This window comes from Sorangium sp. So ce296 (assembly GCF_051529605.1).
GTDB classification, from domain to species: Bacteria; Myxococcota_A; Polyangia; order Polyangiales; family Polyangiaceae; genus Sorangium; species Sorangium cellulosum_D.
Genome location: NZ_CP150325.1, coordinates 14,386,668 through 14,408,751 on the forward strand (window position 1 = coordinate 14,386,668; position 22,084 = coordinate 14,408,751).

A 22,084-nucleotide genomic window follows, 5' to 3' on the forward strand; every position below is an offset into this window, starting at 1 on the left:
AGGGGACGGCAGCGGCGGAGGGGACGCATGGAAGCGAGCGAGAAGGCGGCGGTGAAGCGACAGCCGGAAGCGCCCGAGGGCGCCGCGGCCGGCCCCGAGCCGACGGAGACGGAGGAGGAGGCGCGCGGGGAGCGGATTCCGGAGACGCCGGTCGACCGCGGGGGCGCGCTCTCGCCGCGCGAGGCGCCGGACGCGCCGGTCGAGCCCGAGGACGAGGCGTCGGACGAGTCGTTCCCGGCGAGCGATCCGCCGGCCTGGACGCCGGGCCATTCCGGCTGAGCGCGGGGCTCGGCGGCGCGCTCGTTCGCGGCCGTAGCGCCGCGACCTCGAAGGGCGCGTGACCGGCGATGGGAAGGGCGCGTGACCGGCGATGGGAAGGGCGCGTGACCGGCGATGGGGCGCATGACCGGCTGCGCGCTCGTCACGCGTCGGGAACGCCCCCTTCGAGCCACCTGCGCGCGCTCTCGGTGGTGAGCTTGAAGTCGGCGGGCACCCGCGACCGCGACACGACCTCCCCCGCGGCGTCGTGCACGGTGAGGATCGCGTGGGGGTCGTCCTCGTCGGGCACCACGTCGAGGTCCACCCGCACCCGCGCGCCGCCCTCGACCGCCACCGTCACGTTCCGGTGGAGCTGCGCCCGGCGCTGCTGGACGTGCCGCGCCAGCACCTCGTTCGCCGTCTTCACGAGGGTGGCGAACGCGCTCGCGTCGAGCGGCTTCGGGTTCTTCTTGTCGCGCCCCATGGTCCACGGCCCCACCAGCGAGGGCTCGCTCTGGCCGTCGCAGGTCATCTCGACGGCCCACCCGTCGTCGTCCTCGTTCTTGATGACCCGCGCCGTCCACCCCTGGCCCCTCCACAGCTTCGGGTCCTGGTCCTCGGGGCGAACGGGGCGCGCCTGCCCCACCTCGTCGTGCGTCTCGTCGGTCGCGTCGTGCGTCGTGGCCATCGGCGCCCCGATGTACCCGCTCTGCGGACGCCGCGTCCACCCCGTCGGCGCGCCTCGGTCATTTCCTGTCAGCCGCCGGAGACCCTCGAGATCCCTGTGGAGCCCCGACAAGCTGGCCCGGGGCAGCCGAGCTGCGACACTCCCCCCATGCTCCTCCCCCGGCGCCCCTTCCTCGCCCTCTGCGCCGCCGCCCTCGCCCCGCGCGCCGCCCTCGCCGACCCGGCCGGCCTCCCGTCCGCCGCGCCGCCGCCTCCGGCGCCCTCCGCCCCGCCGGCCTTCGACGTCCGCGACCTCCAGGTCCCCGGCGATCGCGCCCTCGGCCGGCGGTTCACGCTGCTCGTCCCGAGGCACCTCGCCCCGGGCGAGCGCGCGCCGCTGCTCGTGCTCCTCCACGGCCTCGGCGAGACCGGCGACGAGCGCCTCGGCGCCTTCGCGTGGCTCGAGCGCTACGGCCTCGGGTCCGCCTACGAGCGGCTCCGCCGCCCGCCGCTCGGCCGCACGTCGCGCCGCAAGGACTGGACCGACGCGCGGCTCGCCGAGGTCAACGCCGCCCTCGCGGCGCGGCCGTTCCGGGGCCTGGCGATCGCGTGCCCGTACACGCCCAACGTCCACAAGGCCCCGAACCCCTCCGCGGCGCTCGACGGCTACGCGCGCTGGCTCGCGGAGGTGGTCCTGCCCCGCGCCCGCGCCGAGGCGCCCGTGTTCGACGACGCGGCCCGCACCTCGCTCGACGGCTGCTCCCTCGGCGGCTTCGTCGGGATCGAGGTCTTCCTCCGCAGACCCGAGCTCTTCGGCGCCTGGGGCGGCGTGCAGTCGGCCATCAGCGCCCACCGCGCCCCCGCCTACGCCGACCGGCTCGCCAGGGCCGTCGCCGCGGCCGGCCCGCGCGATCTCCACCTGCTCACCAGCAAGGGCGACCCGTTCCACGACGCGAACGCCGCCCTCGCCGCGCAGCTCGCGAAGCGCTCGATCCCCCACGCGCTCCGCGTCCTGCCGGGCCCGCACGACCAGCCGTGGCTCCGCGAGGCCGGCACGATCGAGATGCTCCTCTTCCACGACCGCCGCCCGCGCTGAAATGACCTCCCGAGCCCCACACGCCCCGTGCCCCCGTGGGACACGCACCAGAGAGCAACCCATATTGCCTGGATGGAGCGTCAACCGAACCATCCAACCGAGCTCCGCGATGGACAGGCGAGCTCGGGTGTCGACGGTCTGGACGAGATCCTGAGAGGCGGTTTCCCGCGCGGAGAGGTGCACCTCGTCCAGGGCGGCTCCGGGACCGGCAAGACCACGCTCGTGCTGCAATTCCTGCTCGCCGGCGAGAGGGCCGGCGAGAGCGGCCTGTACATCACGCTCGCCCAGACCAAGAGAGGACTCGAGGCGATCGCCCGCTCGCACGGGTGGTCGCTGGAGGGCTTGGCCGTGCACGACCTGTCGCTGGGCGATATCGCCGATCAGCTCGCCCCGGAGCAGACGGTCCTGCACACGGCCGAGGTCGAGCTGGGCGAGCTCACCCGGCGGCTGCGCCAGGCGGTCGAGGACGCCCGGCCTCGCCGCGTCGTGCTCGACTCGATCGGCGTGCTCGGCCTGCTGGCGGGCAGCAGGTCGCGGCTCCACCGAGAGATGGTGGCGCTCCGGCAGTTCCTGGCCGGGTACGGGTGCACGGCGCTGTTCGTCGGCGAAGGGCCGCTGGAGCCGGAGCTGGACAGCCACGGCAGCACCGAGTTCTACAGCCTGACCGGCGGCGTGATTCACCTGGAGCAGCGGGTGCCGGACTACGGCGAGGTCCGCCGGCGCCTCCGGGTGCTCAAGGTGCGCAGCGTCCCGTTCCAGGGCGGATACCATGATTTCCGGATCCAGACAGGCGGGATCGTGGTCTATCCGCGCCTCGGGATGCGCCACTCCGAGGAGTACGACGAGTTCCGGCAGATTCGAAGCGGCCTCGGGCCGCTCGACGACCTGCTCGGGGGCGGGCTGGAGCACGGCACCACCTGCCTGTTCATCGGTCCGGCCGGCTCCGGAAAGAGCACGCTCGCCGCGGTCTACGCCGAGGCGGCCGCCCGGGCGGGCGTGGGGGGCGCCATCTTCCTCCTCGAGGAGCGCCCGGAGACGTTCAAGGCGCGGTCGACGAACGTGGGGCTCGACCTCCAGTCCTACCTGGACAGCGGCCGGCTGACGATCGAGCACGTCAGGACGGCCGATATCACCCCGGGCGAGTTCGCGCACAAGCTCCGCGCGGCCGTGGAAGACCGCAAGGCCAGGCTCATCGTGATCGACAGCCTCATGGCGTACTTCAACGCGATGGCGGACACGTCGATGCTCCCGGTGCAGATATACGAGCTGCTCAATTTCCTGAACCGCAGCGGGGTGCTCACGATCCTGGTCACGTCCCATGAGTGGTTGATGGGCATCGGGTCCAGACAGCCGGTGGACGTCAGCTATCTGTCGGACTCGATCATCGTCCTGCAAATGTTCGAGTCCGACGGGCGCATCCGCCGGTGCCTGGCGGCCGTCAAAAAGCGCCAGGGCGAGCACGACACGACGATCCGGGAGCTCAGCATCAGCCCCGGAGGCGTGCATGTCGGGGAGGAGCCGCTGAGGCACCTGCACAGCATCCTCAGCGGGAATCCGGTGCCTACCGACCGGGCTCGGCGCCGCGACGGCGGCGGGCGCCAGGCGCCCGGCGAGGAGGACGGGGGCGGCGGGTGACGGCGGCGCCGCGACCTGCGGCGAGCGCGTCCTCGTGCTGGCGCCGGTCGGGCGGGACACCCCGCTGCTCTGCCAGGTCCTCGGCCGGGCCGGGATCGAGGCCGCCCGGTGCGGCCGCGTGGACGAGCTCGCGAGAGGCCTGCTGGACGGCGCCGGCGCCGCGTTGCTGACCGAGGAGGCGCTCTCGCCGATGGCCGTGTCGGCCCTGCTCGCGGCGCTGACCGCGCAGCCCTCGTGGTCGGATCTGCCCGTCCTGCTGCTGGCCGGCGCGGAGCCGCTCGCGCCCCGCAGCGCGCAGGCCGTCGCGGCGCTGCGCTCGGCCGGCAACGTGACGGTCCTGGAGCGGCCGGTCCGGGAGCTGACCCTGGTGACGGCCGTCCAGGCGGCGCTCCGCGCGCGCCGGCGGCAGCTCGAGGTCCGCGACCTTGTCGAGCGCGAGCGGGCCGCGCGGCAGGCCGCGGAGACGGCGCGGCAGCAGGTGGAGGACGCGTCGCGGGTCAAGGACGAGTTCCTCGCGAACGTGTCCCACGAGCTCCGCACCCCGCTGAACGCGATCTTGCTGTGGACCCGCCAGCTCACCAGCAATCCGGCGAGCGCGCAGGACGTGGCGCGCGGGCTCCTCGCGATCGAGCGCAGCGCCCACGCGCAGTCGCGGCTCGTCGAGGACCTGCTCGACCTGGCGCGGATGGCCTCGGGCAAGCTCCGGCTGAGCTTGCAGGACGTGGATCTGGCGCAGGTCGCCGAGGCGGCCGTCGAGGTGGTCCGCCCCGCGGCGGAGGCCAGGCGCATCCAGCTCGACGCGGCGCTCGCTGCCGGGCTCGGCCGGGCGCGCGTCGATCCCGAGCGGATGCAGCAGGTGCTCTGGAACCTGCTGAGCAATGCCGTCAAGTTCACCCCGCCGGGCGGGCGGGTGCGGCTCTCGGCGCGGCGCGACGGCGGCGAGGTCCGCATCGAGGTCGCCGACACGGGCCGCGGCATCCGCCCCGAGCTCTTGCCGCACGTCTTCGAACGCTTCCGGCAGGACGACGCGGCGACGCAGCGCCGGCAGGGGGGGCTCGGGCTCGGGCTGGCCATCTGCCGCCAGCTCGTCGAGCTGCACGGCGGCACGCTGTCCGCGGACAGCCGCGGGGAGGGGCTCGGCGCGGTGTTCACGGTGGCGCTCCCCCTGGCCGACGCCGTGCCCCGCGACGCCGGATCCCGCGCCGCCCGGCCGGCCGCGGCGCCTCCGCGGCGGCCTGCCGCGGCGGCTCTGCGACGGCCTGCCGCAGCGGCTCCGCGGGAGGCGGCCGCCGCGCCGGCCGAGGTCGGACCAGCCGCGTCCGCGCGGCCGCTGGAGGGGGTCCGGGTGCTCCTGGTCGAGGACGACGGCGACACGCGGGAGGTGCTGGTCTGCACGCTGGAGGCGCAGGGGGCCGAGGTGACGGCCGTCGGGTCGCCTCAGGCGGCGCTGGACGCGCTGGAGCCGGCGGCGAGCCCCGCGGAGAGGCCGCAGGTGCTGCTGAGCGACCTGGGCATGCCGGGGATGGACGGCTACGAGCTGCTCCGCCGGCTGAGGGCGCTGGAGGGCGAGCGGGGCGACCGGCCGCTTCCGGCCGCGTTGCTCACGGCGTACGCCCGCCACGATGACCGGGCGCGGGCGCTCTCGGCGGGGTTCGCCGCGTACCTCGCCAAGCCGATCGAGCCGGAGCGGCTCATCGTGGTCATCGAGCAGCTCGCCCGACAGCGCGGCTGAGGGCGGGCCGAGCGGATGGCCGCGCGCGGCTGCCGGCAGGCGGGGAGCCGAGGCGCGCTCCCGCGGTCGGGCGCCTCGTGGATCAGGGGTGCAAATCGCAGTCCTCGACGCACTCATCCCGTATGCATGTCAGCAGCCCGTCAAAACAGGCCTCGCTCAGGAGGGGAGCACGTTCGGTGCAAGAGTCCCCCGCAGAGAAGAGAAGCGTCTCGAGCTTGAACCTGTCCTCGTCCGAGGTGCAGACGGATTCGTACAGCCTGCACCCGATCGCGCATTCGTAGCAACGACCCCCGAAGCTGACGTGGGAGCAGATGTTGTCCGGCGTGATGGGCGACTCGGCCGGAAACGGGGTCTCGATCTGGCGCCCGTCGACCGCGGCGAACACCAGCCGCGCCGGCTCCTGCTCGGCGCTCTTGCCGAAGCCCATCTCGCAGCGCAAGGAGCCAGAGGACGGCAGATTCACCGCCGGGCACGGATTCGTGATCCATCGGAAGGGCACCCAGCCGAGCGAGAACCCATCGGAGCTCGTCACGGAGAAGCTCTCCGGCGTCACCGGGAGCGGCGACGTATCCTGATTCCTGAGGACCAACGAGACCCGCAGCGCCGATTCGTCCTGGTGCCATTCGACGATCTCGAGCGCCAGGATCTCGCCCTCCGGCGCGGTCGTCCCGCTGGAGGTGGTCGTGCCGCCGCCCCCCACGCCAGACGCCGTCGTCCCGCCGCCCGCGCCAGACGTTGTCGTCCCGCCGCCCGCGCCAGACGCCGTCGTCCCGCCGCCCGCGCCAGACGCCGTCGTCCCGCCGCCCGCGCCAGACGCCGTCGTCCCGCCGCCCGCGCCAGACGCCGTCGTCCCGCCGCTCCCGTCGTCGCGCGCGTCGTCCGACGACCCGCCACAGGCGGCGGCGAGCAGGGCGAGCGCGGCGATTGTCCTTCGATGAGCGAGTCTGTTCATGTGACCCTCCAAGGCCTGCCCCGATCAAGGGCCGCGACCGCCTGTTATAGCGCCGACCGCTCCCGGCAGAAGCCGTCGAGCCGCTCTCCGACGCGCCCCTGCCAGCGGGTCGCGCACGCGCCGGGTCGCGCACGCGCGCGCAGCCTTACTCGAGCAGCCCCGCCTCCCGCAGGAACGCCCGCTCGACCGCGGCGTAGTCGACCTCCACGTCGAACCGCGCGAGCACCGAGTAAAACCCGAACTGGAGCCGGTTCAAGAACACCATGCCCGGCGGCAGCTGCACGAACCCGCTGTCCTTCACCAGGATCTGCTCCTTGATCGCCTTCACGCCCTCCACCAGGCTCGTCACGTAAGCCCGCGTGACGCGGAACGGCGCGCGGAACAGCGGCTCGAAGCACCGCCGCGTGTACGCGAGCGACATCTCCTCGAACCGCCCGCCGCGCGTCCCCAGGATCAGCGCCGCGTGCCGCGCGAACGCCGCCTCGTCCTTCCGCAGCGCCGCGAGGTGCATCCCGCGCCCGTGCTCGAGCCGCGCGCCGTCGAGCGGCTCCACGCAGCCGAAATCGAGGAACGTGACCCGCCCGTCCGCGTGAAAGAGGTAGTTGCCCGGGTGCGGATCCGCGTTGAACATCCCGCCGACGAGGTTGCCCTTGAAGACGAAGCGCCAGAGCGCCTCGGCATGGGCGCGCCGGGTGCGCTCGTCGCGCGCCGCGGCCTCCTCCAGGGTCGCGCCGCGCGCGAGCTCGGCCGTGAGCACGCGGCGCGACGAGCGAGACGCGATGACCTCGGGGATGTGAATCGTCGGATCGCCCCGGTGAACGCCCGCGAAATACCGCTGTCGCTCCGCCTCGAGGGCGTAGTCGAGCTCCTCGAGGAACCGCGCCCGGACCTCCTCGAGCACGCGCCTCGAGTCGAGCGCCTTGGGCGCCACCGCGCCCACCATCGCCCGGATCATGCCGGCGTTCTCCAGGTCGCTCGCGAGCGCCCGGTCGATCCCCGGGTGCTGGACCTTCACGGCGACCTCGCGCCCGTCCGCGAGCGCCGCGCGGTGCACCTGGCCGATGGAAGCGCTCGCGAACGGCGCGTCGTCCCACGCCGCGAAGAGCTCGTCGACCCGGGCCCCGAGGTCCTCCTCGACCACCGCGCGGACGGCCGCGGGCGAGGACGCCGGCGCGGCGGCGCGGAGGGAGCGCAGCGCGGCCTCGTACGCCTCGCGCTGCGGCTCGGGGATGAAGCCGTCGACGTAGCTCGCCATCTGGCCGACCTTCGCGGCGAGCCCGCGCATCGTGCCCAGCACCTCGGCGACGTGCGCCGCGGCGTCCGCGGACGCGTCGCCCCGCCGCGCGAGGAGGTGCGCCGCCCCCGCGCGGGCGCCGAGGCCCGCGAGGCGGACGAAGCGGTTCAGCCGGCCCTCGGGGAGCTTCTTCTCGGTCGTCATCGGCCCGGCCGGCGCGTATAGCATGCCCCGCATGAAGACCAACGCGGCGCGCATCCTCGACAGCCTCGGCGTCCCGTACGAGCTGCGCACCTACGAGGTCGATCCGAGCGACCTGACCGCGAGCACCGTGGCCAGGAAGATCGGCCTGCCGCCGGAGCAGGTGTGGAAGACGCTGGTGGCGCGCGGCGACCGCCACGGCGTCTGCTTCGCGGTGGTGCCGGGCAACGCCCAGCTCGACCTCAAGGCGATCGCGCGGCTCACCGGAGACCGGAAGGTCGACACCGTGCCCCTCAAGGAGGTCCAGCCGCTCACGGGCTACGTCCGCGGCGGGGTCACCGCGCTCGGCGCGAAAAAGGCCTATCCCGTCTACGCGGACGAGACGATCGAACTCTTCGATGTCGTCTCCATCTCGGCCGGCGTGCGGGGCACCCAGATCCTCATCGCCCCCGGCGACTACCTGCGCGCGACGAAGGCCGCGGTCGGCCCCATCGTCGCCGCCCCCGGCGGCGACGCAGATTGACGCCCCCGGCGGCGACGCAGATTGACGGCGCGCGCCGCCGGATCGCGGTATGCTGGGAGCGCTCGGCTGCGGGCCGAGCCCGGGGCGGCGACGAGGGATATGACCAGAGCGGCCTGCGACGTGCGCGACCCGAGCGAGCTGACGACCGCCGAGCTGCGGCAGCTGTGCCAGGGCAGCCATCCGTGGGAGCTCGGGCTCGGGGCGGTCCAGCTTGTCGCGTCGGCCGCGGCGGGGGGCGCCGTGCTCGCCGCGGCGGCCGCCTGCATCCCCGGGCTGGTCCAGTGCATCAGCGTGGGCCCGGCGTTCGCGGCGGGGCTCGCGGTGTGGGAGTCGCTCGGGGCGGCCAGATCGTGGCTCCCGGGCGCGGCGTACCGCGAGGAGCTCGCGTTCCGCGCGTGGCACGCGGGGCTCTTCCCCTGGGCGCAGCCCCACGCGCAGCGGCGCTGGGCGAGGCGCGCGATGGCGCGCCGGCCGGCGCCGGACTGGCTCCTCGTCCTCGAAGGCATCGCGCCGGCCGGCGGCGGGCGCCGCTGGGTCAAGGTCGAGCTCTCGCTCTCGCCGTCCTCCGACGGCCCGTTCCGCTCGCAGGCCAGCGGGCACGCGCTGCTCCACCCGGGCGGCGGCGGCGCGGCCGAGCCGCGCGAGCGGCGCCTCGCGCCCGAGGAGCTCGACGATCTCGGACGCGCGCTCGCCGAGCTCCCCGACGGGCTCTCGCTCGCCCCCCTCGCCTGGCCCCGGAGCTCCGCGGCGTTCAGCGGCCACTGCGAGCTGCTCATCGCCAGGAGGGCGCCGTTCGCCGTGGACCAGCTGACGTGCGCGTTCCCGCTGCGCGAGGCGGGCGCGCTGCCGCCCTCGCTGTCCCTGCTGCACCGCCTCGCGGAGATGGCGTGGGGCGAGGGCGGCCCCGCGCGGGCGGAGCGGTGATGGCGCGGAGCGCGGCGCCGCGCCGCGACCCATCTCCCCGGCTCGGCGACCGACCTCCGGAGCGCCGCGCGGCTCGAGAGGGCGAGCGCTGTTGACGTGTCTCGCACGTGTCTCGCGCGTGTCTCGCCAGCGCGCCGGCGGCGCGCCCGTCCACGGGAGACGTCGTTGCCGCACCAGGGTCGCTTCGCTAGGCTGCACTGCGATTGATCGGCCAGACGATTGACCGCAAATACAAGCTCGTGCGCCTCCTCGGCGAGGGGGGGATGGGCTCCGTGTACGAGGCGGAGCACACGACCACGCAGCTGCGCGTCGCGATCAAGGTCCTGAGCACGCGCCACCTCCTGCCCGGCAGCGAGGGGGTGAAGCGCCTTCGCCGCGAGGCGCGGGCGGCGAGCGCGATCGACAGCGAGCACATCGTGCAGGTGCTCGACGCGGGCACCGACGCGGAGACGGACACCTCGTACATCGCGATGGAGCGCCTCCACGGGAAGGATCTCCAGCAGCGCATCGACGCGGTCGGGCCCCTCCCGCCCGACGTGGTGCTGCGCATCGGCGCCCAGGCGCTCGCGGGCCTGCACAAGGCGCACGAGGCGCGCATCGTCCACCGCGACATCAAGCCGGCGAACCTCTTCCTGGCGAGGCGCCCGGACGGGTCGCTCACGGTCAAGATCCTCGATTTCGGCATCGCCAAGATCCTGGCCGATCCGCTGGCCGTGGCGCACACGACGGGGCTGACGCACACCGGCAGCGTGCTCGGCTCGCCGCTGTACATGTCGCCCGAGCAGGTGCAGAACGGCCGCGACGTCGATCACCGCACCGACCTCTGGTCGCTCGCCAGCGCCCTCTACTGCGCCCTCGCCGGCCACGCCCCGTACCAGCAGGTCGGCACGCTCGGGAAGCTCGTCTACACGATCTGCAGCACGCCGCCGCTGCCGCTCCACGAGATCGCCCCGTGGGTCCCGGTCGAGGTCGCGGCGGTCCTCCACGGCGCGCTCGCGCTGGATCCTTCGGCGCGCTACCCGAGCGCCGCGGCCATGCTGGCGGCGATGCGCCCGCTGCTCGCGGGCGGCACCGCGCTCGACCCGTCGATGATGAAGGCCGAGCACCGCGCGAGCGAGCCCGCGTCGAGCGCTCCGTCCCTCGCGCTGGCGTGTCCGGGCGGCGAGCTGCTCGGCAGCTCGGTCGAGGCGGCCGCGCCGGCCCCGGGGGGCGAGACCACGGCGTCGCTCGACATGACCTCTGCCGCGGAGGGCGACGCGGGCGCGGCCGTCGCGGAGGGCGATCCGATGACCACGGTCGCCGTGCCGCTGCCCCTCACGGCGGTGGTGGTCAAATTTGAACATGAAGGCGGGAAGGCGGGAAGAAAACATTAATGATCTTCCCGCCTTCCCGCCTTCATGGGGACTCTCCCTGGGCAAGGTCGACCCCTGCCCGGCGCCGGCCCTCGCCCCGCCGCGCCCCCTCATCCCGCTGACAGCCCGGCGCGCGCGCCGCGCGGCGCCGCGCGCATCAGGCGCAGGCCGCCGAGCACGAGCAAGCCCCCGGACGCGAGGAAGGCGAGATCCCAACCCAGCTGACCTGGGCCTGGACGGACGTGGTGAATCTGGAGGAGGTGATGATCGATCACGCCCTCGACCAGGTTGAACAGCCCCCAGCCCACGGCGGCGGCGCCGGGGAGGATCCGCCCCGGCAGCAGGGCGCCGCCGCTGCGCAGCGCGCCCCAGAGCTTGCTGACTCCTGCCACGGTGAGACCGAATGCGACAGCGCTGAACAGGCCATCTGCGAAGATGTTCCTCCGCACGTCGTCGATGGTCGCGCCCGGATGGCAGCTGAAGCAGATCAGGTGGTGCCACTGCAGGAGCTGATGGAACAGGATTCCATCGATCAGCCCGCCCGCCCCCAACCCGATGAGCACACCGGCCGTCTTCACGGCGCGCAATGTCCTCGTGGGAGTGTCGAGATCGAGCGGGCGCGCCGTGCTCATGGGGTCCTCCTGGGCGCAGCACCATGCGAGGGCCAAACCACGGGCGCGCGGACGAGGTCGGGTCGGCCGGGCCAGCGGGACGGTACGGGCGCGTCCGCGCGGCCGCGGGAGCCCGGGTCGATCGCGCTCGGGGCGGTGTCCTGGCCACGTGGACTGGCTGACGCGGAGCTGGCACGGAGTTGGCACCCGCCGCGGATCCTAGGTTTCGAAGAAATCGTCGAAAGGTGTCAGATGGAGAATCGAATGAACCCGGAACGCGCCGCAGGAACGCCGGAGCCGGAGCACCAGGGTCCCAAGCCGGTCCCTTACACCTACCATGATGGTCGCGAGGACTATCTCCATGTAGGCCGACAAGGGGGCACGGAGGCCGACCAGCCCGCGGCGCTGGTCCCCCCCTCCGAGGGGATGTCTCCCCGTATCGAGACAACCGCACTTCCGCCGGAGGCGAGCGCCCTGCCGCCCGAGACGGCTGTGCCGGCCGAGGCGGCGTCTCCGCCTGCTCGGGCGAGCGCTCTGCCCCCCGAGGCGACGGCCCTGCCCCCCGAGGCGACGGCCCTGCCCCCCGAGGCGCCACGCGCGGCGGCGCAGCGCCCTCAGCAGGGGGCCCGCATGAGCGAGATCGTCACGCGCGGGCTGCGGACCGGCGCCGCGCTGACGGCGGCGACGATGTGCACGATGATGGCAGCGTCGACCCTCAAGCGCGGGTCGCCCTGGGCCTCCATGAACGCCATGGCCACGGCCGTCGGGCTCGGGGGGCGCCGCGCGAGCGACCGGTTCGATCCGGTCGTCACGCCCGCCGGCGTCGCGGTGCTCGCCGGGGGCCTGCTCGCCTGGGGCATCGGCTACGAGAAGGCGCTCGACGCGACCGGGAAGCGCAGCGGCCCGCTCACGGGCGCGCTGTCGGCGCTCGGCGGCTTCCTGTTCGACGAGCTGATCTTGCCCGACCGGCTCATGAAGAACTTCCGCGACAAGATGGGTGTGCTCGGCACCCTCAGCAAATACGTCGCCCTGGGCGTCGCGAGCGCCGCGGCCCCGCGCTGAGCGCGCGAGGCGCCGGCGCGCTCGCCCCTGGTCCGGCCGGGCGAAGGACCCGAGCCCCGCGGTCGCGCCGGCCCCTTGTTACCCCTGCCCGGCGGCCCTGCGCTCCTCGGCGCTCCGCTCCTCGTGCTGCGGCAGCGCGCCCGCCACCGGCCGCGCCTCGTCGGCCGCGTCGCCGTCCTGCGCCGGCGGCTCCTCCGGCGGGGCCGCGGCGCCCGCGGGCGCGGGGCTGGGGTCCCGCGGCTCGAGCGAGCCCGCAGGGCCGCCGCGCCCGGACTCCTCGTAAGGACCGCCGCCGAGCGTGCCCGGCGCGCGGAGCTCGGCATCCTTGGGATGCGGCCCGTCGAGCCGGAAGATCCCCTTCGACTGATCGACCTCGTCGACGCGCCCCTTGCCCTGCGCCTGCGGCTCGGGCCGCTCCTCGTCATCGCGCCCCATGGTTCCCCTCCATCGCCGCGCGCCGTGCATCCCCCGCACACGCGCGCTCCGACCCGCTGCGTGCACGCGAGGTGCCGGCACGCGCCGGCGATCGGCCGCTCACGCCGGCCGCGCCGAGCGGGGCCATCCCCATGAGCATCATCGCGTAGACCGGCGATCGGGCGGGGCGGCCGCGCAGGAGCGCGGCTCAGCCCCCGCCCGCGTAGCCCGCGGGCCACGCGGCCGGCACGAGGCCGCCGTCGACGATGACGTCCTGGCCCGTGACGAACGAGGCCTTGTCGCTGAGGAGGAACGCGACCGCCGCGGCCACCTCTGCCGGCTTGCCGACGCGGTTCATGGCGTGGAGCGACGAGGCGAAGGCGCGCCCCTGGGGATCGTCGAGGCGCCAGCCCGCCGTGGCCATCTCCGACTCGATGATACCGGGGCTCACCGTGTTGATACGGATGCCCTTCTGCGCGACCTCGACCGCGGCGCCGCGCGAGAGCGCGACGAGGCCGGCCTTGGACGCGGCGTAGGCCGAGAGCCCGGGAAAGGAGCGCGACGCGGCCACCGAGGCGCAGTTGACGATGGAGCCCCCACCCCCCGCGAGCATGGCCTTGATCTGGTACTTCATGCACCAGAAGACGCCGCGGAGGTTCGTGTCCAGGAACTGGTCGTAGTCCTCGTTGCTCATCTCGACGAACGGCGCCAGAAAGCCGACCCCGGCGTTGTTGAAGCTGCCGTCGAGGCGGCCATACGTGGAGACCGCGGCGTCCACGAGCGCCTCGATGTCGCGCTCGACGCGCATGTCGGCGGTGACCCAGGTGATCTCCCCGCCGCGGTCCTTGACGGCGGCCACGAGCTCGCGCCCCTGCGCCTCGCGCCGCGCGCTCGCGACGACCTTCGCGCCCTCGGCCGCGAGCGCGGCGGCCGTCTCCCTGCCGATGCCCGCGCTCGCGCCCGTGACGATGACGACCTTGTCTTTCAAAGCTCCCATGCCGCACATCCTCTCGCGAAGGTGATCGACGCCGCCGTGATCGGCTCCGGCGCTCGCCATGCCGAGATAAAAGAAGAACAACCACCCTCGCGCGCCTCGGGCGCCGCCGTGCGCGCAGAGCGGGCCGCGACGATGCCAAGGACGCGGCGAAAAGGGAAGCAGTTCCAGCGTCCTGCGCGATGTCCAGCGGTGCGCGACGCGCGGCGCGCGCGGATGTGGGGCGCGCAACCTCTGCTTTGGGGCTCGTCTCCCCGGCGAACGACGGGTAGGGTCCGGCCGTCCTGAAGGAGGGACGACGATGAGAGCGATGTGGCGGCCTATCGCGGGGCTCGGGCTGTTGATGGCGGGGGCGGCGCGCGGATCGGACAGCTGCTTCGTACGCGCCACGCGGATCGTGACGCCGCGGGGCTTCCGGCGCATCGAGGATCTCGACGTGGGGGACGAGGTCTTCAGCCTGAGCCTCGAGCGGCGCGCGCCGGTGGTGCGCAGGGTGGCGCGGGTGCTCCGCGCGCGGGCCACCGAGGTCCTCCACGTCGCCGCGGGGGAGCTGGTCGTCGCCGGCGTGACGGCCGAGCACCCCTTCTACGACGCCGCGCGCGGCGCGTGGGTCGACGCGGGCGCGCTGCGCGAAGGGACTCGGCTCCTGGCCTGGCTCGGCTCGGCGGACGTCCGCGAGCTCTCCGTGACGGCGCACCGCCCCGCGCCGTCGGCCGGCAAGGTGGATGTTTTCAACCTGACGATCGATGGCCCGGAGCGGAATTACTTTGCTGAGGGCCTGCTGGTCCACAACAAATCGTGATCGGACTGCGATCTGGATGGGTGACCAAGCGCTGGACTACCGCGACGACCTTCCGTCGGTGCATCCTTGAGCAGAGGAGGTGTGCGGCGACGGCCTGGACAACAACGGTGATGGCATCACGTGCGGCGATGGGCCGGAGGGCGCAGTCGGCTCAGGCGGCACCGGCGCCTGAGCGCTCCTGGCGTCTCGGCGGCTCGCGCTCCTTCGGTGATGCGACGTTCCCTCCGTCCGTCGCTCCAGGTGCGTTGCGCCCCATCGAGCGGGCGCAATCGCCGATCCGCCCCGCGAGCCCTGGCGGACACACACCTGACCGTGCGTGACCCACACCACATGACGCGTCGCACCTCGCGCGCGCCGAGCCGCTGCGCGGAGCGCGCCCGGCGGGGGCGGAGTTGGGCTATAGGCCTGCGCCCATGAACCGACCTCGCCTCGTCGCCGGCGCGCTCTTCCTGGCCGGCCACCTCTTCGCGCTCGGTTGCAGCGCCCCCAAGCCGGAGCCAGAGATCGCCTCCTCGGCCCACCAGAGCGGCTACGCCGAGCGTTACCCGGCCGAGCTCCAGGCCACGGCCACGTCGTTCAGCGAGCGCGAGGACCTCGCGAAGCGCGCCACGGGCCAGTTCCAGGGCTACCCGGGCGAGCTCAAGAAGCCGGACTGGAAGGTGGCCGTCGAGGTCGTCGAGCAGGCGGACGCGGCGGGCAAGAGCTACGACTACGTCGAGCGCCTGCGCGTCGTGAACGGCGCCATGGAGTTCTTCAACGAGAACCAGGAGGAGCTCACCCGCAAGGTGAGCGGCGCCGCGCAGTACGTCGTCAAGCAGAAGGGGTGCGACGCCGACGTCACCGGCGCCACCGCGCACGCGCTCGAGGAGGGCGTCGCGCGCCAGCTCGAGAAGTACGTCCGCGATCGCAACGAGGCGCACCGCACCATCGAGCGCCACCGCGCCTCGCTCGGCAAGGAGAACGCCGCGGCGCTCGAGCGGCAGGCCGACGCCGTGAGCTTCGCGAGCTACACCGTCCACGTCGACATGGTCGAGCACAAGCTCCGGCTCCGCCGGATGCTCGAGGAGATCGAGGCGATCAAGGCGTCGATCGACGAGGCCGTGGCCGCGGAGCGCGCGTTCCAGTCGTCGGGCCGGCGCACCGACGAGGAGAAGAAGGCGTCGGACGAGCGCATCGAGGAGCTCGGGCGCAGCAAGGCGATGCTCGACTCGTCCGCGACCCAGGTGAAGGAGATCGACGCGACGATGGAGGAGCGCATCGCCGCGGCCCAGAAGGGCTACCGCGAGGCGCTGGACCGCCTCATCGCCACGCTCCGCAAGAACGCCGGCCTGCCCGAGGCGCCCCCGCGCGAGGGCTGATCGCGCGCCGCCGCCCCGCCCGAGAGGCGGCGCTGCGGGGCAGTGCTCAAAATTGAGCATGAGGCGGGAAGGCGGGAAGAAAGATCAATGTTCTTCCCGCCTTCCCGCCTTCATGTGAACTCTCTCCGGGCAAATTTGAGCACGACCCGCGGCGGTGGCCGATCCGCTACTTCCGGCGGCCCGCGCCGGGCTGCGCGCGCTTGCGCGCCTTGGCGGGCGCGGCGGCGCCGGCCGCGCGCGGGGCGGCCTTCGCCTCGCGCCCAGCGGCGCCGGCCGCGCGCGGGGCGGCCTTCGCCTCGCTCCCCTCCGGCCGCACCAGCATCGCCTGGATGGCCCGGATCTGCGCGGCGATCGAGACGAACCGCGAGCGCTGCGCGCCCCCCGCCTGCGCCCCCTCGACCGCGCCGTCGGGCAGCGTCGGGAGCTCGTCCAGGAGCGCGCGGTAGGTCGCCGTCGCCTCGGCCCCGAGCGCGCGCTCGATCCGATCGAGCTTGCCGCGCGAGCGCCACGGCTTGCCCGCGTCGGCGTCCGCCGCGAGCCCGGCGGCCACGCGCTCGATCTCCCGGGCCGCCTGCCCGTCGGGCTGGTCGGCGACCAGCCTGGCCAGCGCCTTCCGGAGCGCGCCGGCGGCGAAGAGCACCACCTCGTGGTGCAGGAGGTGCCACCCGGCCATGAACATCTTCACCGCGTCGTGCTCGGTCATCGCCGACGCGAGCTCGTCCGCGCCCGGCTTCTTGCGCCCCGCGCGCTCTCCGAGGAGGCGCTCGAGCCCGAGGCTGCAGGTGCAGAGCACGGCCTCGGCCGCCTCGAACGGCCGGAACGCGCGGCCGTCGTGGCTGCACCCGGAGATGAGGACGTTCACGAGGTAGCTCAGCTCCAGGAGCCGCTTCCCGTAGAGCTCCGCGTCGCGCGCCATCGCCTCGCGGATCGCCGACGTGAACAGGAGGTCTTCCCCCTCGCGCGGCGCGCCGGCCGTGAGGAGCCGCGCCTCCGCCGCGGGCGGCACGATGTCCGCCTCGCGCAGCACCTCGAGGAAGCTCTGGAGGTCCTCCGCGGCCGGCGCGCCCTTCTCCGCGCCGGAGACCGGCCGCCGGGCCGCCGCGGCCGGGGGCCGCGCCTTCGCCGCCGCCGCACGGAAATGCGCGCGCGTGACGGCATCGTACGTCCGGGCCCCGAGGATCTCGTCGAGCGGCGTGACCCGCGCCAGGTTGAGGAAGCTCACGGCCGCGGACGGAGCGACGAACCCCTCTTGCTCGCGCCGGTCCTCCCGGTCCGCGGCGACGTCGGACTCCAGCATCTCCTCGGAGGTGAGGACGTCGTAGAGCCCGCCGGACTCCTCGATGACCTCGGTGGAGATGGCGCAGCACCGCTCGAGCAGCGCCCGCAGGAGCGCGTGGTGCTCCCTGTCGAGCTCGACAAGGACCTGGAGGATGGGATCCCAGCTCCGGTGGTCCTTGGCGATGACGCGGAACTCCTCGAACTCTTGATACAGGCAGCTCTCGAGCGCCTTCTCCACGAGATCGTCGTCGTCCGAGCGCTCCGAGCTCGACATCTGCACGGTGAGCCCGTCGATGTCGATCACGAGGACGTGCTTGCACAGCGCCAGCGTGACGAGATCCTCGTCGAGCTCGGCGATCTTCCGCGCCGCGAACGCCTCGCCGGCCTCGAGCATCACCTCGAGCCACAGGGCGAACCGATCCGCGTCGAACGCCTCATCCTTGCCCGGGCGCTCGCTGCGCCACAGGTCCTCGTCGAAGATCCCCTTGAGCTGCTCGGTCGTCGCGAGCGCGACGATCTCCCCCGCGTCCTCCAGGCCGATGTGGTGGATCAGCCGGGTGAGGACCGGCGCCTCGAGCCCCTGCACGAGCCGCACGAGATCCGGCTGCTCGAGGAGCTTCGCCACCAGGTGGCGAGGACGCGTCGACTTGGCGAGCGCATTCGTCATATCGAATCTCACCTCCCTCGCGGTGCTCCACGAGGAGCACGCGAACCTTTGCCTACCCCACCCACCGCTCCGCCATCGCGAGCGTCTTCTGGTTGTCCGGCACGGTGAGGAACCGCTCCCGCCACACCGGATCGCTGATCTTCCCCGCCCTCTCCAGGAGCCTCTCCCGCGCCGCCGCGATCACCGCCGCGCAGTCCGCCTCCATCCCGTTCGCCTCCAGCGCCTCGGCGTAGACGAGGCGCACCGCGGACTCCCCCTCCTCGATCGCCCCGATCCCCTCCAGCATCGAGAACGCCTCCCCCGCCGCCGAGAGCCCCTCGTCGTACCTCCCGAGGCCGAGGAGCGCCCGCGCCCGCGCCGCCACGGCCGCCGCGCGCAGCGGCGGAGCGCTTTGCAAGATCTCCGCCGCCGTCCTCGCCTCCCGCTCCGCGGCCTCGTAATCCCGGGCGAGCAGCGCGATCCGCGCGAGGTACGTCCGCGCGCTCCCCTCCTGGCGCGGATCCCCGAGCCGCTGCGACAGCGCGATCGCCTCCCGCGCGGTCCGCTGCGCCTCCTCGATGCGCCCCCGGTAGCCGAGCACGTGCCCCAGGTTGCTCAGCGTCGCCGCGGCCAGCTCGTGCAGCCCCATCCGCTCCGCGGCCGCGAGGGCGCTGCGCAGCACCTCCTCCGCGCCCGCGAAATCGCCGAGCTCCGCGTGCATGTAGCCCACGTTCATGCGGACCGCGCAGGCGTTGCCGCGATCGCCCGCCCGCTCGAACGCCGCGAGCGCCGACGACAGGCCCCCCAGGCAGGCGCCGGGGTCGCCGTTCACGAGCGCCCGGATCGACCGCACCTCGTGCAGCCGCGCCTCCACCTCGACCTCCCGCTCCGCGAGGTCGGTCCCGTCGCCCTCGACCGCCTCGATCAGCGCGTCCGCGAACGCGTAGCGCCCCCCGAACACGAGCAGGAGCGCGCCCTCGACGAGGCACATGTGCTTCTCCACGAGCGCGCCCTCCGCCTCCGCCTCGGCGGCCTGCGCCACGCCCATCCAGCGCTCCACCCGCTCGAAGCCGCCGAGCTTGCCCGCGGCGACCGCCACCTGCTTGATCGCCGAGAACCACGGCGCCGAGCCGGCCGGCAGCCGCTCCACCGCCTCGACGCCGCGCTGCTCCGCGAGCGCGAGCTCCCCGCGCCAGACGTGCGCCTCGGCCTCCACGAGGCGCAGCGCGCCCAGCGTCTGCGCCGTCGGGCCGCACGCGACCCCGCGCTCGGCGCGCTCGACGGCGGCGGCGAGGTCCTGCGCCCGGAGCGCCTGCTCGGCCGCGCGGCAGTAGGCCGCCGCCGCCCGCGACAGCTCGCCGCCGCGCTCGAAGTGCTCGCCGAGCGCCATCGCGTCCGCCGCGCCCGCGCGCGAGAGCCACTCGCCCGCCAGCCGGTGCCCGAGCCGCCGATCGCCCTCGGTCAGCATCCCGTAGGCCGCCTCCCGGACGATCGCGTGCTGGAAGCTGTACTCGACCTCGCCGGGGAGGCTCCCCTCGCCGCGCCGCGCGATGACCTCGCGCTGCTCCAGCTCGACGAGCTTCGGCGCCACCTGCGCCCCGCCCACGAGCGCCGAGACGCCGCCCTGCCAGAACGTCTGCCCGAAGATGCTCGCCGCCCGCAGCACGCGCCGCGCCTCGATGTCGAGCGCCTCGATGCGCGCCTGCACCATCGCCAGCACCGTCTCGGGCAGGTCGGCGCCCTTGCCGTCGGCGACCGCGCGGAGCTGCTCCTCCAGGTAGAACGCGTTGCCGTCGGCGCGGTCGACGATCATCGTGAGCAGCTCCGGCGCGACGTCCTCGCCGAGCACCTGGCGCACGAGCCGCTCGCTCGCGCGGCGCGGCAGCCCCGAGAGCTGCACCTCGTGCACGCCGCGCCCCGCCCAGAGCTTCGGGAAGAGCTCGCGCACCTCGGGCCGGCCGAGCGCGAGCACCATCAGCCGCTGGTCGCCGAGGTTGCGCAGCGCCGAGTCGACCAGCATCACGCTCGGCAGGTCGCCCCAGTGCAGGTCCTCGAGCACGAGCAGCACCGGCCGCGCCGAGCACTCGGCGCGCAGGAGGTCCTCCCAGGCGAGGCGGATCTGGTCGCTCATCAGCACGGGGTTCCGCCGCGCCGCCATGAGCTGCACGCTGTCGCCGTCGGGGAACGGCACGCCCATGAGCTCCCCGAGGAACGCCGCGGTGCGCGGGGACTCGCCCCGGCCGTGCCGCGCGACGCGCGCGCGGATCTTGTGCTGCCGCGCCTCGATCGGCTCGCCGTCGAACAGGCCGATCGTGCGCCGGAGCGCCGACGCGAGCAGGGCGAAGGCCGAGCCGGCGCCCATGGGGTCGCCGCGCCCGATCCACACTTCCATCTCCTCGCCGCGGTCGCGGAGGCGGCGGAGCAGCTCGGTGCGGAGGCGGGATTTGCCGGCGCCCGCGGGCGCGGTCACGAGCACGGCGCTCGGCGTCGACTCGTCGACGCAGTGCGCGAACGCGGCCTCGAGCAGGGCGAGCTCGCGGTCGCGCCCGACGCACGGCGTCGGCCTGCCGAGCAGCGGCGGCGTCGTGGCGAGCGCCTCGCGCTCGCCGTGCAGGCGGAGGCCGCCCTTGTCGCGGGTGATGTCGAACCGGGAGCCGAGCAGCCCCGCGGTCACCTCGTCCATGCGGACGGCGTCCGCGCCGGCCGGGGCGTGGGCCGGCGGCAGGAGGTGGACGGCGCGGTCGATGAGCTCGCCGACCGGCAGCCGCGAGGAGATCTCGGCGCGGCCGGTCACGAGCGCGACGGGCACGCAGCCGAGCAGCGCGTTGAGGGCGAGCGCGCAGCGCGCGGCCTGGGCCGCGAGGTCGGTCGGCGCCCCGCTGGCGGAGAGCACGATGAGCGGGGAGCGCGACTCCAGGATCTCGAGCTCGCCCTGGTAGCGCTCGGCCACGGCGATGAGCGCCTTGCTGCGCTCCAGGTCCTCCTCCTGGGAGCGCGTCGCCTCGGCGTCGCCGGTCACGTCGCGGGCGAGCACGAGGCACATCATCTTGCGCTCGTTCGTGGTGATCTCGCTGCCGCGCAGGGTGTTCGACGGGCGGCTGCTCACGGCGCCGGCGCCGAGGTCGTCGAGCTCGAGGAGCTCGGCCGCGACCGCGTCGCCGTCCTTGGGCCGCTCGTTCGGCGGCTTCGCGAGCATGCGCGCGACGAGGTCGTCGAGCGCCTCGGGGATGTCGCCGCGGAGCTCGCGGAGCCGCGGCGGGTCCTCGAGGATGACCTTGATGAGCACCGAGAGCCCGTCGGCGCCCTGGAACGCCGAGCGCCCGGTGAGGCACTTGAAGAGCACGCAGCCGAGCGAGAACACGTCGGCGCGGGCGTCGATGTTCGGCTCGCTGCGGGCCTGCTCGGGCGCCATGTAGCCCGGGGTGCCGAGCATCGTGCCCGGCATGGTGAGGTGCCGGTCGATGGCGCCGAGGCGCACCACGCCGAAGTCGATGAGGGTGACCCCCTCGACGACGCCGCCCACGAGGAGCAGGTTGCTCGGCTTGAGGTCGCGGTGGACGATGCCGGCGCGGTGGACGACGCCGAGCGTCGAGGCGACCCTGGAGGCGAGCGCGAGGGTCTCGCGGACGGAGAGCGACCGCCTGGCGAGGCGCTCGGTCAGCGTCTCGCCGGCGAGCCACTCCATGGCGAGGTAGGGCTGCCCCGTGTCGGTCGCGCCGTGCGCGACGTAGCGCACGATGCCCGGGTGCCGCAGCGCGGTGAGCGCCTCGAGCGCCTCGGCCTCGCGCGCGAACCGGATCGCCTCCTGGAGCCCGCGGCGCTGCAGGACCTTGAGCGCCACCGGCTCGTTCGCGGCCAGATCGATGGCGCGGTAGACGTCACCCATCCCGCCGGAGCTGGCGAGGCCCTCGAGCCGGAAGCGACGGTCGATGACGTCTCCCACGCGCATCTCGGCTCCCCGTGTTACCTGAGATCTCGCATGAGCTTGCTTACAACGTGAGTAGACGAACTCGGCGCCGATCGCCAGCGAGTCCGCCCGGAGCGGCCGGGCACGGCGACACGCCGGCGGCTTCGACCGCAGACACTGTAATGTAGCAAACGCGACCCGCCCGGGCACGGGCGGCGCGCGCCGTGCCGTGCGGGGTGGTGCGCCCGCGCGCGGGTCCCGGGAGGCGGGCGCTCCCCCGGAGACGCCCTCGCTCCCGCGGGCTCGTCCGGCGCGCGCGCGGCCCTGTCATCGCCCTGGCGGGACGGCGCGCCGGAGGGCTGACCGGGCATTTTCACCACAGCGGGGCAAAACGTCCTATCGGCGCGGCGCGCGTCACGGCGGAGCATCGCTTTCGTGA

Annotated in this window: 18 protein-coding genes; 10 read left to right on the plus strand and 8 right to left on the minus strand. The window is 74.1% G+C overall.

Features of this window, described 5'->3' with window-relative positions:
• Positions 1–27: 27 nt before the first annotated feature.
• Complete coding sequence (locus WME98_RS53070) at positions 28–279, plus strand: hypothetical protein (protein WP_437949165.1); 252 nt, start codon at positions 28–30, stop codon at positions 277–279.
• A 142-nt stretch (positions 280–421) separates the two neighbouring features.
• On the opposite strand, the gene WME98_RS53075 is transcribed toward WME98_RS53070, so the two are convergent.
• On the minus strand, positions 422–946 hold the full coding sequence (locus tag WME98_RS53075) for a hypothetical protein (RefSeq protein WP_437949166.1): 525 nt from the start codon (positions 944–946) through the stop codon (positions 422–424).
• Between the two features lie 147 nt (positions 947–1,093).
• Between WME98_RS53075 and WME98_RS53080 the strand changes: the two genes are divergently transcribed.
• The 3 genes from WME98_RS53080 to WME98_RS53090 all read left to right on the plus strand — a co-directional run bounded on the left by WME98_RS53080 (position 1,094) and on the right by WME98_RS53090 (position 5,387).
• Entirely contained in the window at positions 1,094–2,020 is a 927-nt protein-coding gene (locus tag WME98_RS53080; RefSeq protein WP_437949167.1) for a hypothetical protein, read from the plus strand.
• Positions 2,021–2,092: 72 nt separating this feature from the next.
• Positions 2,093–3,655 carry an ATPase domain-containing protein gene (locus tag WME98_RS53085; RefSeq protein ID WP_437949168.1) on the plus strand — a complete coding sequence of 521 codons (1,563 nt, stop codon included), beginning with the start codon at positions 2,093–2,095 and terminating at the stop codon, positions 3,653–3,655.
• Positions 3,656–3,689: 34 nt separating this feature from the next.
• A complete protein-coding gene (locus WME98_RS53090) occupies positions 3,690–5,387 on the plus strand; it encodes an ATP-binding protein (RefSeq protein ID WP_437949169.1) in 1,698 nt (565 codons plus the stop codon).
• An 82-nt stretch (positions 5,388–5,469) separates the two neighbouring features.
• Here WME98_RS53090 and WME98_RS53095 read toward each other — a convergent pair whose 3' ends face one another.
• Both WME98_RS53095 and WME98_RS53100 read right to left on the minus strand, forming a co-directional pair.
• Entirely contained in the window at positions 5,470–6,339 is an 870-nt protein-coding gene (locus WME98_RS53095) for a hypothetical protein (protein WP_437949170.1), read from the minus strand.
• Positions 6,340–6,484: 145 nt separating this feature from the next.
• Complete coding sequence (locus WME98_RS53100) at positions 6,485–7,831, minus strand: ABC1 kinase family protein (RefSeq protein WP_437949171.1); 1,347 nt, start codon at positions 7,829–7,831, stop codon at positions 6,485–6,487.
• On the opposite strand from WME98_RS53100, the gene ybaK reads away from it, so the two are divergent.
• From ybaK to WME98_RS53115, 3 genes are all read left to right on the plus strand, one after another.
• The gene (ybaK, locus tag WME98_RS53105) at positions 7,809–8,297 is read left to right on the plus strand and encodes a Cys-tRNA(Pro) deacylase (protein WP_437949172.1); all 489 of its coding nucleotides are present in this window, start codon (positions 7,809–7,811) and stop codon (positions 8,295–8,297) included. The two genes, WME98_RS53100 and ybaK, sit on opposite strands and share 23 nt — an antisense overlap.
• 99 nt (positions 8,298–8,396) lie before the next feature.
• Positions 8,397–9,221 carry a hypothetical protein gene (locus tag WME98_RS53110; RefSeq protein WP_437949173.1) on the plus strand — a complete coding sequence of 275 codons (825 nt, stop codon included), beginning with the start codon at positions 8,397–8,399 and terminating at the stop codon, positions 9,219–9,221.
• Positions 9,222–9,424: 203 nt separating this feature from the next.
• The gene (locus tag WME98_RS53115; protein ID WP_437949174.1) at positions 9,425–10,594 is read left to right on the plus strand and encodes a serine/threonine-protein kinase; all 1,170 of its coding nucleotides are present in this window, start codon (positions 9,425–9,427) and stop codon (positions 10,592–10,594) included.
• A gap of 89 nt (positions 10,595–10,683) precedes the next feature.
• Here the strand turns inward: WME98_RS53115 and WME98_RS53120 are convergent, their stop codons facing one another.
• Entirely contained in the window at positions 10,684–11,205 is a 522-nt protein-coding gene (locus tag WME98_RS53120) for a DUF2243 domain-containing protein (RefSeq protein ID WP_437949175.1), read from the minus strand.
• Positions 11,206–11,448: 243 nt separating this feature from the next.
• Here WME98_RS53120 and WME98_RS53125 point away from each other — a divergent pair, with 243 nt between their 5' ends.
• Positions 11,449–12,246, plus strand: coding sequence for a hypothetical protein (locus WME98_RS53125; protein WP_437949176.1), 798 nt, complete (start codon positions 11,449–11,451; stop codon positions 12,244–12,246).
• A 78-nt stretch (positions 12,247–12,324) separates the two neighbouring features.
• On the opposite strand, the gene WME98_RS53130 is transcribed toward WME98_RS53125, so the two are convergent.
• On the minus strand, positions 12,325–12,681 hold the full coding sequence (locus WME98_RS53130) for a hypothetical protein (RefSeq protein WP_437949177.1): 357 nt from the start codon (positions 12,679–12,681) through the stop codon (positions 12,325–12,327).
• A gap of 187 nt (positions 12,682–12,868) precedes the next feature.
• Entirely contained in the window at positions 12,869–13,657 is a 789-nt protein-coding gene (locus WME98_RS53135) for an SDR family NAD(P)-dependent oxidoreductase (protein WP_437949178.1), read from the minus strand.
• Positions 13,658–13,955: 298 nt separating this feature from the next.
• On the opposite strand from WME98_RS53135, the gene WME98_RS53140 reads away from it, so the two are divergent.
• Positions 13,956–14,456, plus strand: a complete 501-nt coding sequence (locus WME98_RS53140) for a polymorphic toxin-type HINT domain-containing protein (protein ID WP_437949179.1) — start codon at positions 13,956–13,958, stop codon at positions 14,454–14,456.
• Positions 14,457–14,869: 413 nt separating this feature from the next.
• Positions 14,870–15,814: a hypothetical protein gene (locus WME98_RS53145; protein WP_437949180.1), complete on the plus strand. Its 945-nt coding sequence runs from the start codon at positions 14,870–14,872 to the stop codon at positions 15,812–15,814.
• Between the two features lie 166 nt (positions 15,815–15,980).
• Here WME98_RS53145 and WME98_RS53150 read toward each other — a convergent pair whose 3' ends face one another.
• On the minus strand, positions 15,981–17,759 hold the full coding sequence (locus WME98_RS53150; RefSeq protein WP_437949181.1) for a DUF6178 family protein: 1,779 nt from the start codon (positions 17,757–17,759) through the stop codon (positions 15,981–15,983).
• Positions 17,760–17,811: 52 nt separating this feature from the next.
• On the minus strand, positions 17,812–21,687 hold the full coding sequence (locus tag WME98_RS53155) for a serine/threonine-protein kinase (protein ID WP_437949182.1): 3,876 nt from the start codon (positions 21,685–21,687) through the stop codon (positions 17,812–17,814).
• Positions 21,688–22,084: the final 397 nt, after the last annotated feature.

Excerpts from the sequence above, each read along its gene's own strand:
- WME98_RS53070 (WP_437949165.1), top strand. The coding sequence starts at position 28 with ATGGAAGCGAGCGAGAAGGCGGCGGTGAAGCGACAGCCGGAAGCGCCC.
- WME98_RS53075 (WP_437949166.1), bottom strand. The coding sequence starts at position 946 with ATGGCCACGACGCACGACGCGACCGACGAGACGCACGACGAGGTGGGG.
- WME98_RS53080 (WP_437949167.1), top strand. The coding sequence starts at position 1,094 with ATGCTCCTCCCCCGGCGCCCCTTCCTCGCCCTCTGCGCCGCCGCCCTC.
- WME98_RS53085 (WP_437949168.1), top strand. The coding sequence starts at position 2,093 with ATGGAGCGTCAACCGAACCATCCAACCGAGCTCCGCGATGGACAGGCG.
- WME98_RS53095 (WP_437949170.1), bottom strand. The coding sequence starts at position 6,339 with ATGAACAGACTCGCTCATCGAAGGACAATCGCCGCGCTCGCCCTGCTC.
- ybaK (WP_437949172.1), top strand. The coding sequence starts at position 7,809 with ATGAAGACCAACGCGGCGCGCATCCTCGACAGCCTCGGCGTCCCGTAC.
- WME98_RS53100 (WP_437949171.1), bottom strand. The coding sequence starts at position 7,831 with ATGCGCGCCGCGTTGGTCTTCATGCGGGGCATGCTATACGCGCCGGCC.
- WME98_RS53110 (WP_437949173.1), top strand. The coding sequence starts at position 8,397 with ATGACCAGAGCGGCCTGCGACGTGCGCGACCCGAGCGAGCTGACGACC.
- WME98_RS53120 (WP_437949175.1), bottom strand. The coding sequence starts at position 11,205 with ATGAGCACGGCGCGCCCGCTCGATCTCGACACTCCCACGAGGACATTG.
- WME98_RS53125 (WP_437949176.1), top strand. The coding sequence starts at position 11,449 with ATGAACCCGGAACGCGCCGCAGGAACGCCGGAGCCGGAGCACCAGGGT.
- WME98_RS53130 (WP_437949177.1), bottom strand. The coding sequence starts at position 12,681 with ATGGGGCGCGATGACGAGGAGCGGCCCGAGCCGCAGGCGCAGGGCAAG.
- WME98_RS53135 (WP_437949178.1), bottom strand. The coding sequence starts at position 13,657 with ATGGGAGCTTTGAAAGACAAGGTCGTCATCGTCACGGGCGCGAGCGCG.
- WME98_RS53140 (WP_437949179.1), top strand. The coding sequence starts at position 13,956 with ATGAGAGCGATGTGGCGGCCTATCGCGGGGCTCGGGCTGTTGATGGCG.
- WME98_RS53145 (WP_437949180.1), top strand. The coding sequence starts at position 14,870 with ATGAACCGACCTCGCCTCGTCGCCGGCGCGCTCTTCCTGGCCGGCCAC.
- WME98_RS53150 (WP_437949181.1), bottom strand. The coding sequence starts at position 17,759 with ATGACGAATGCGCTCGCCAAGTCGACGCGTCCTCGCCACCTGGTGGCG.
- WME98_RS53155 (WP_437949182.1), bottom strand. The coding sequence starts at position 21,687 with ATGCGCGTGGGAGACGTCATCGACCGTCGCTTCCGGCTCGAGGGCCTC.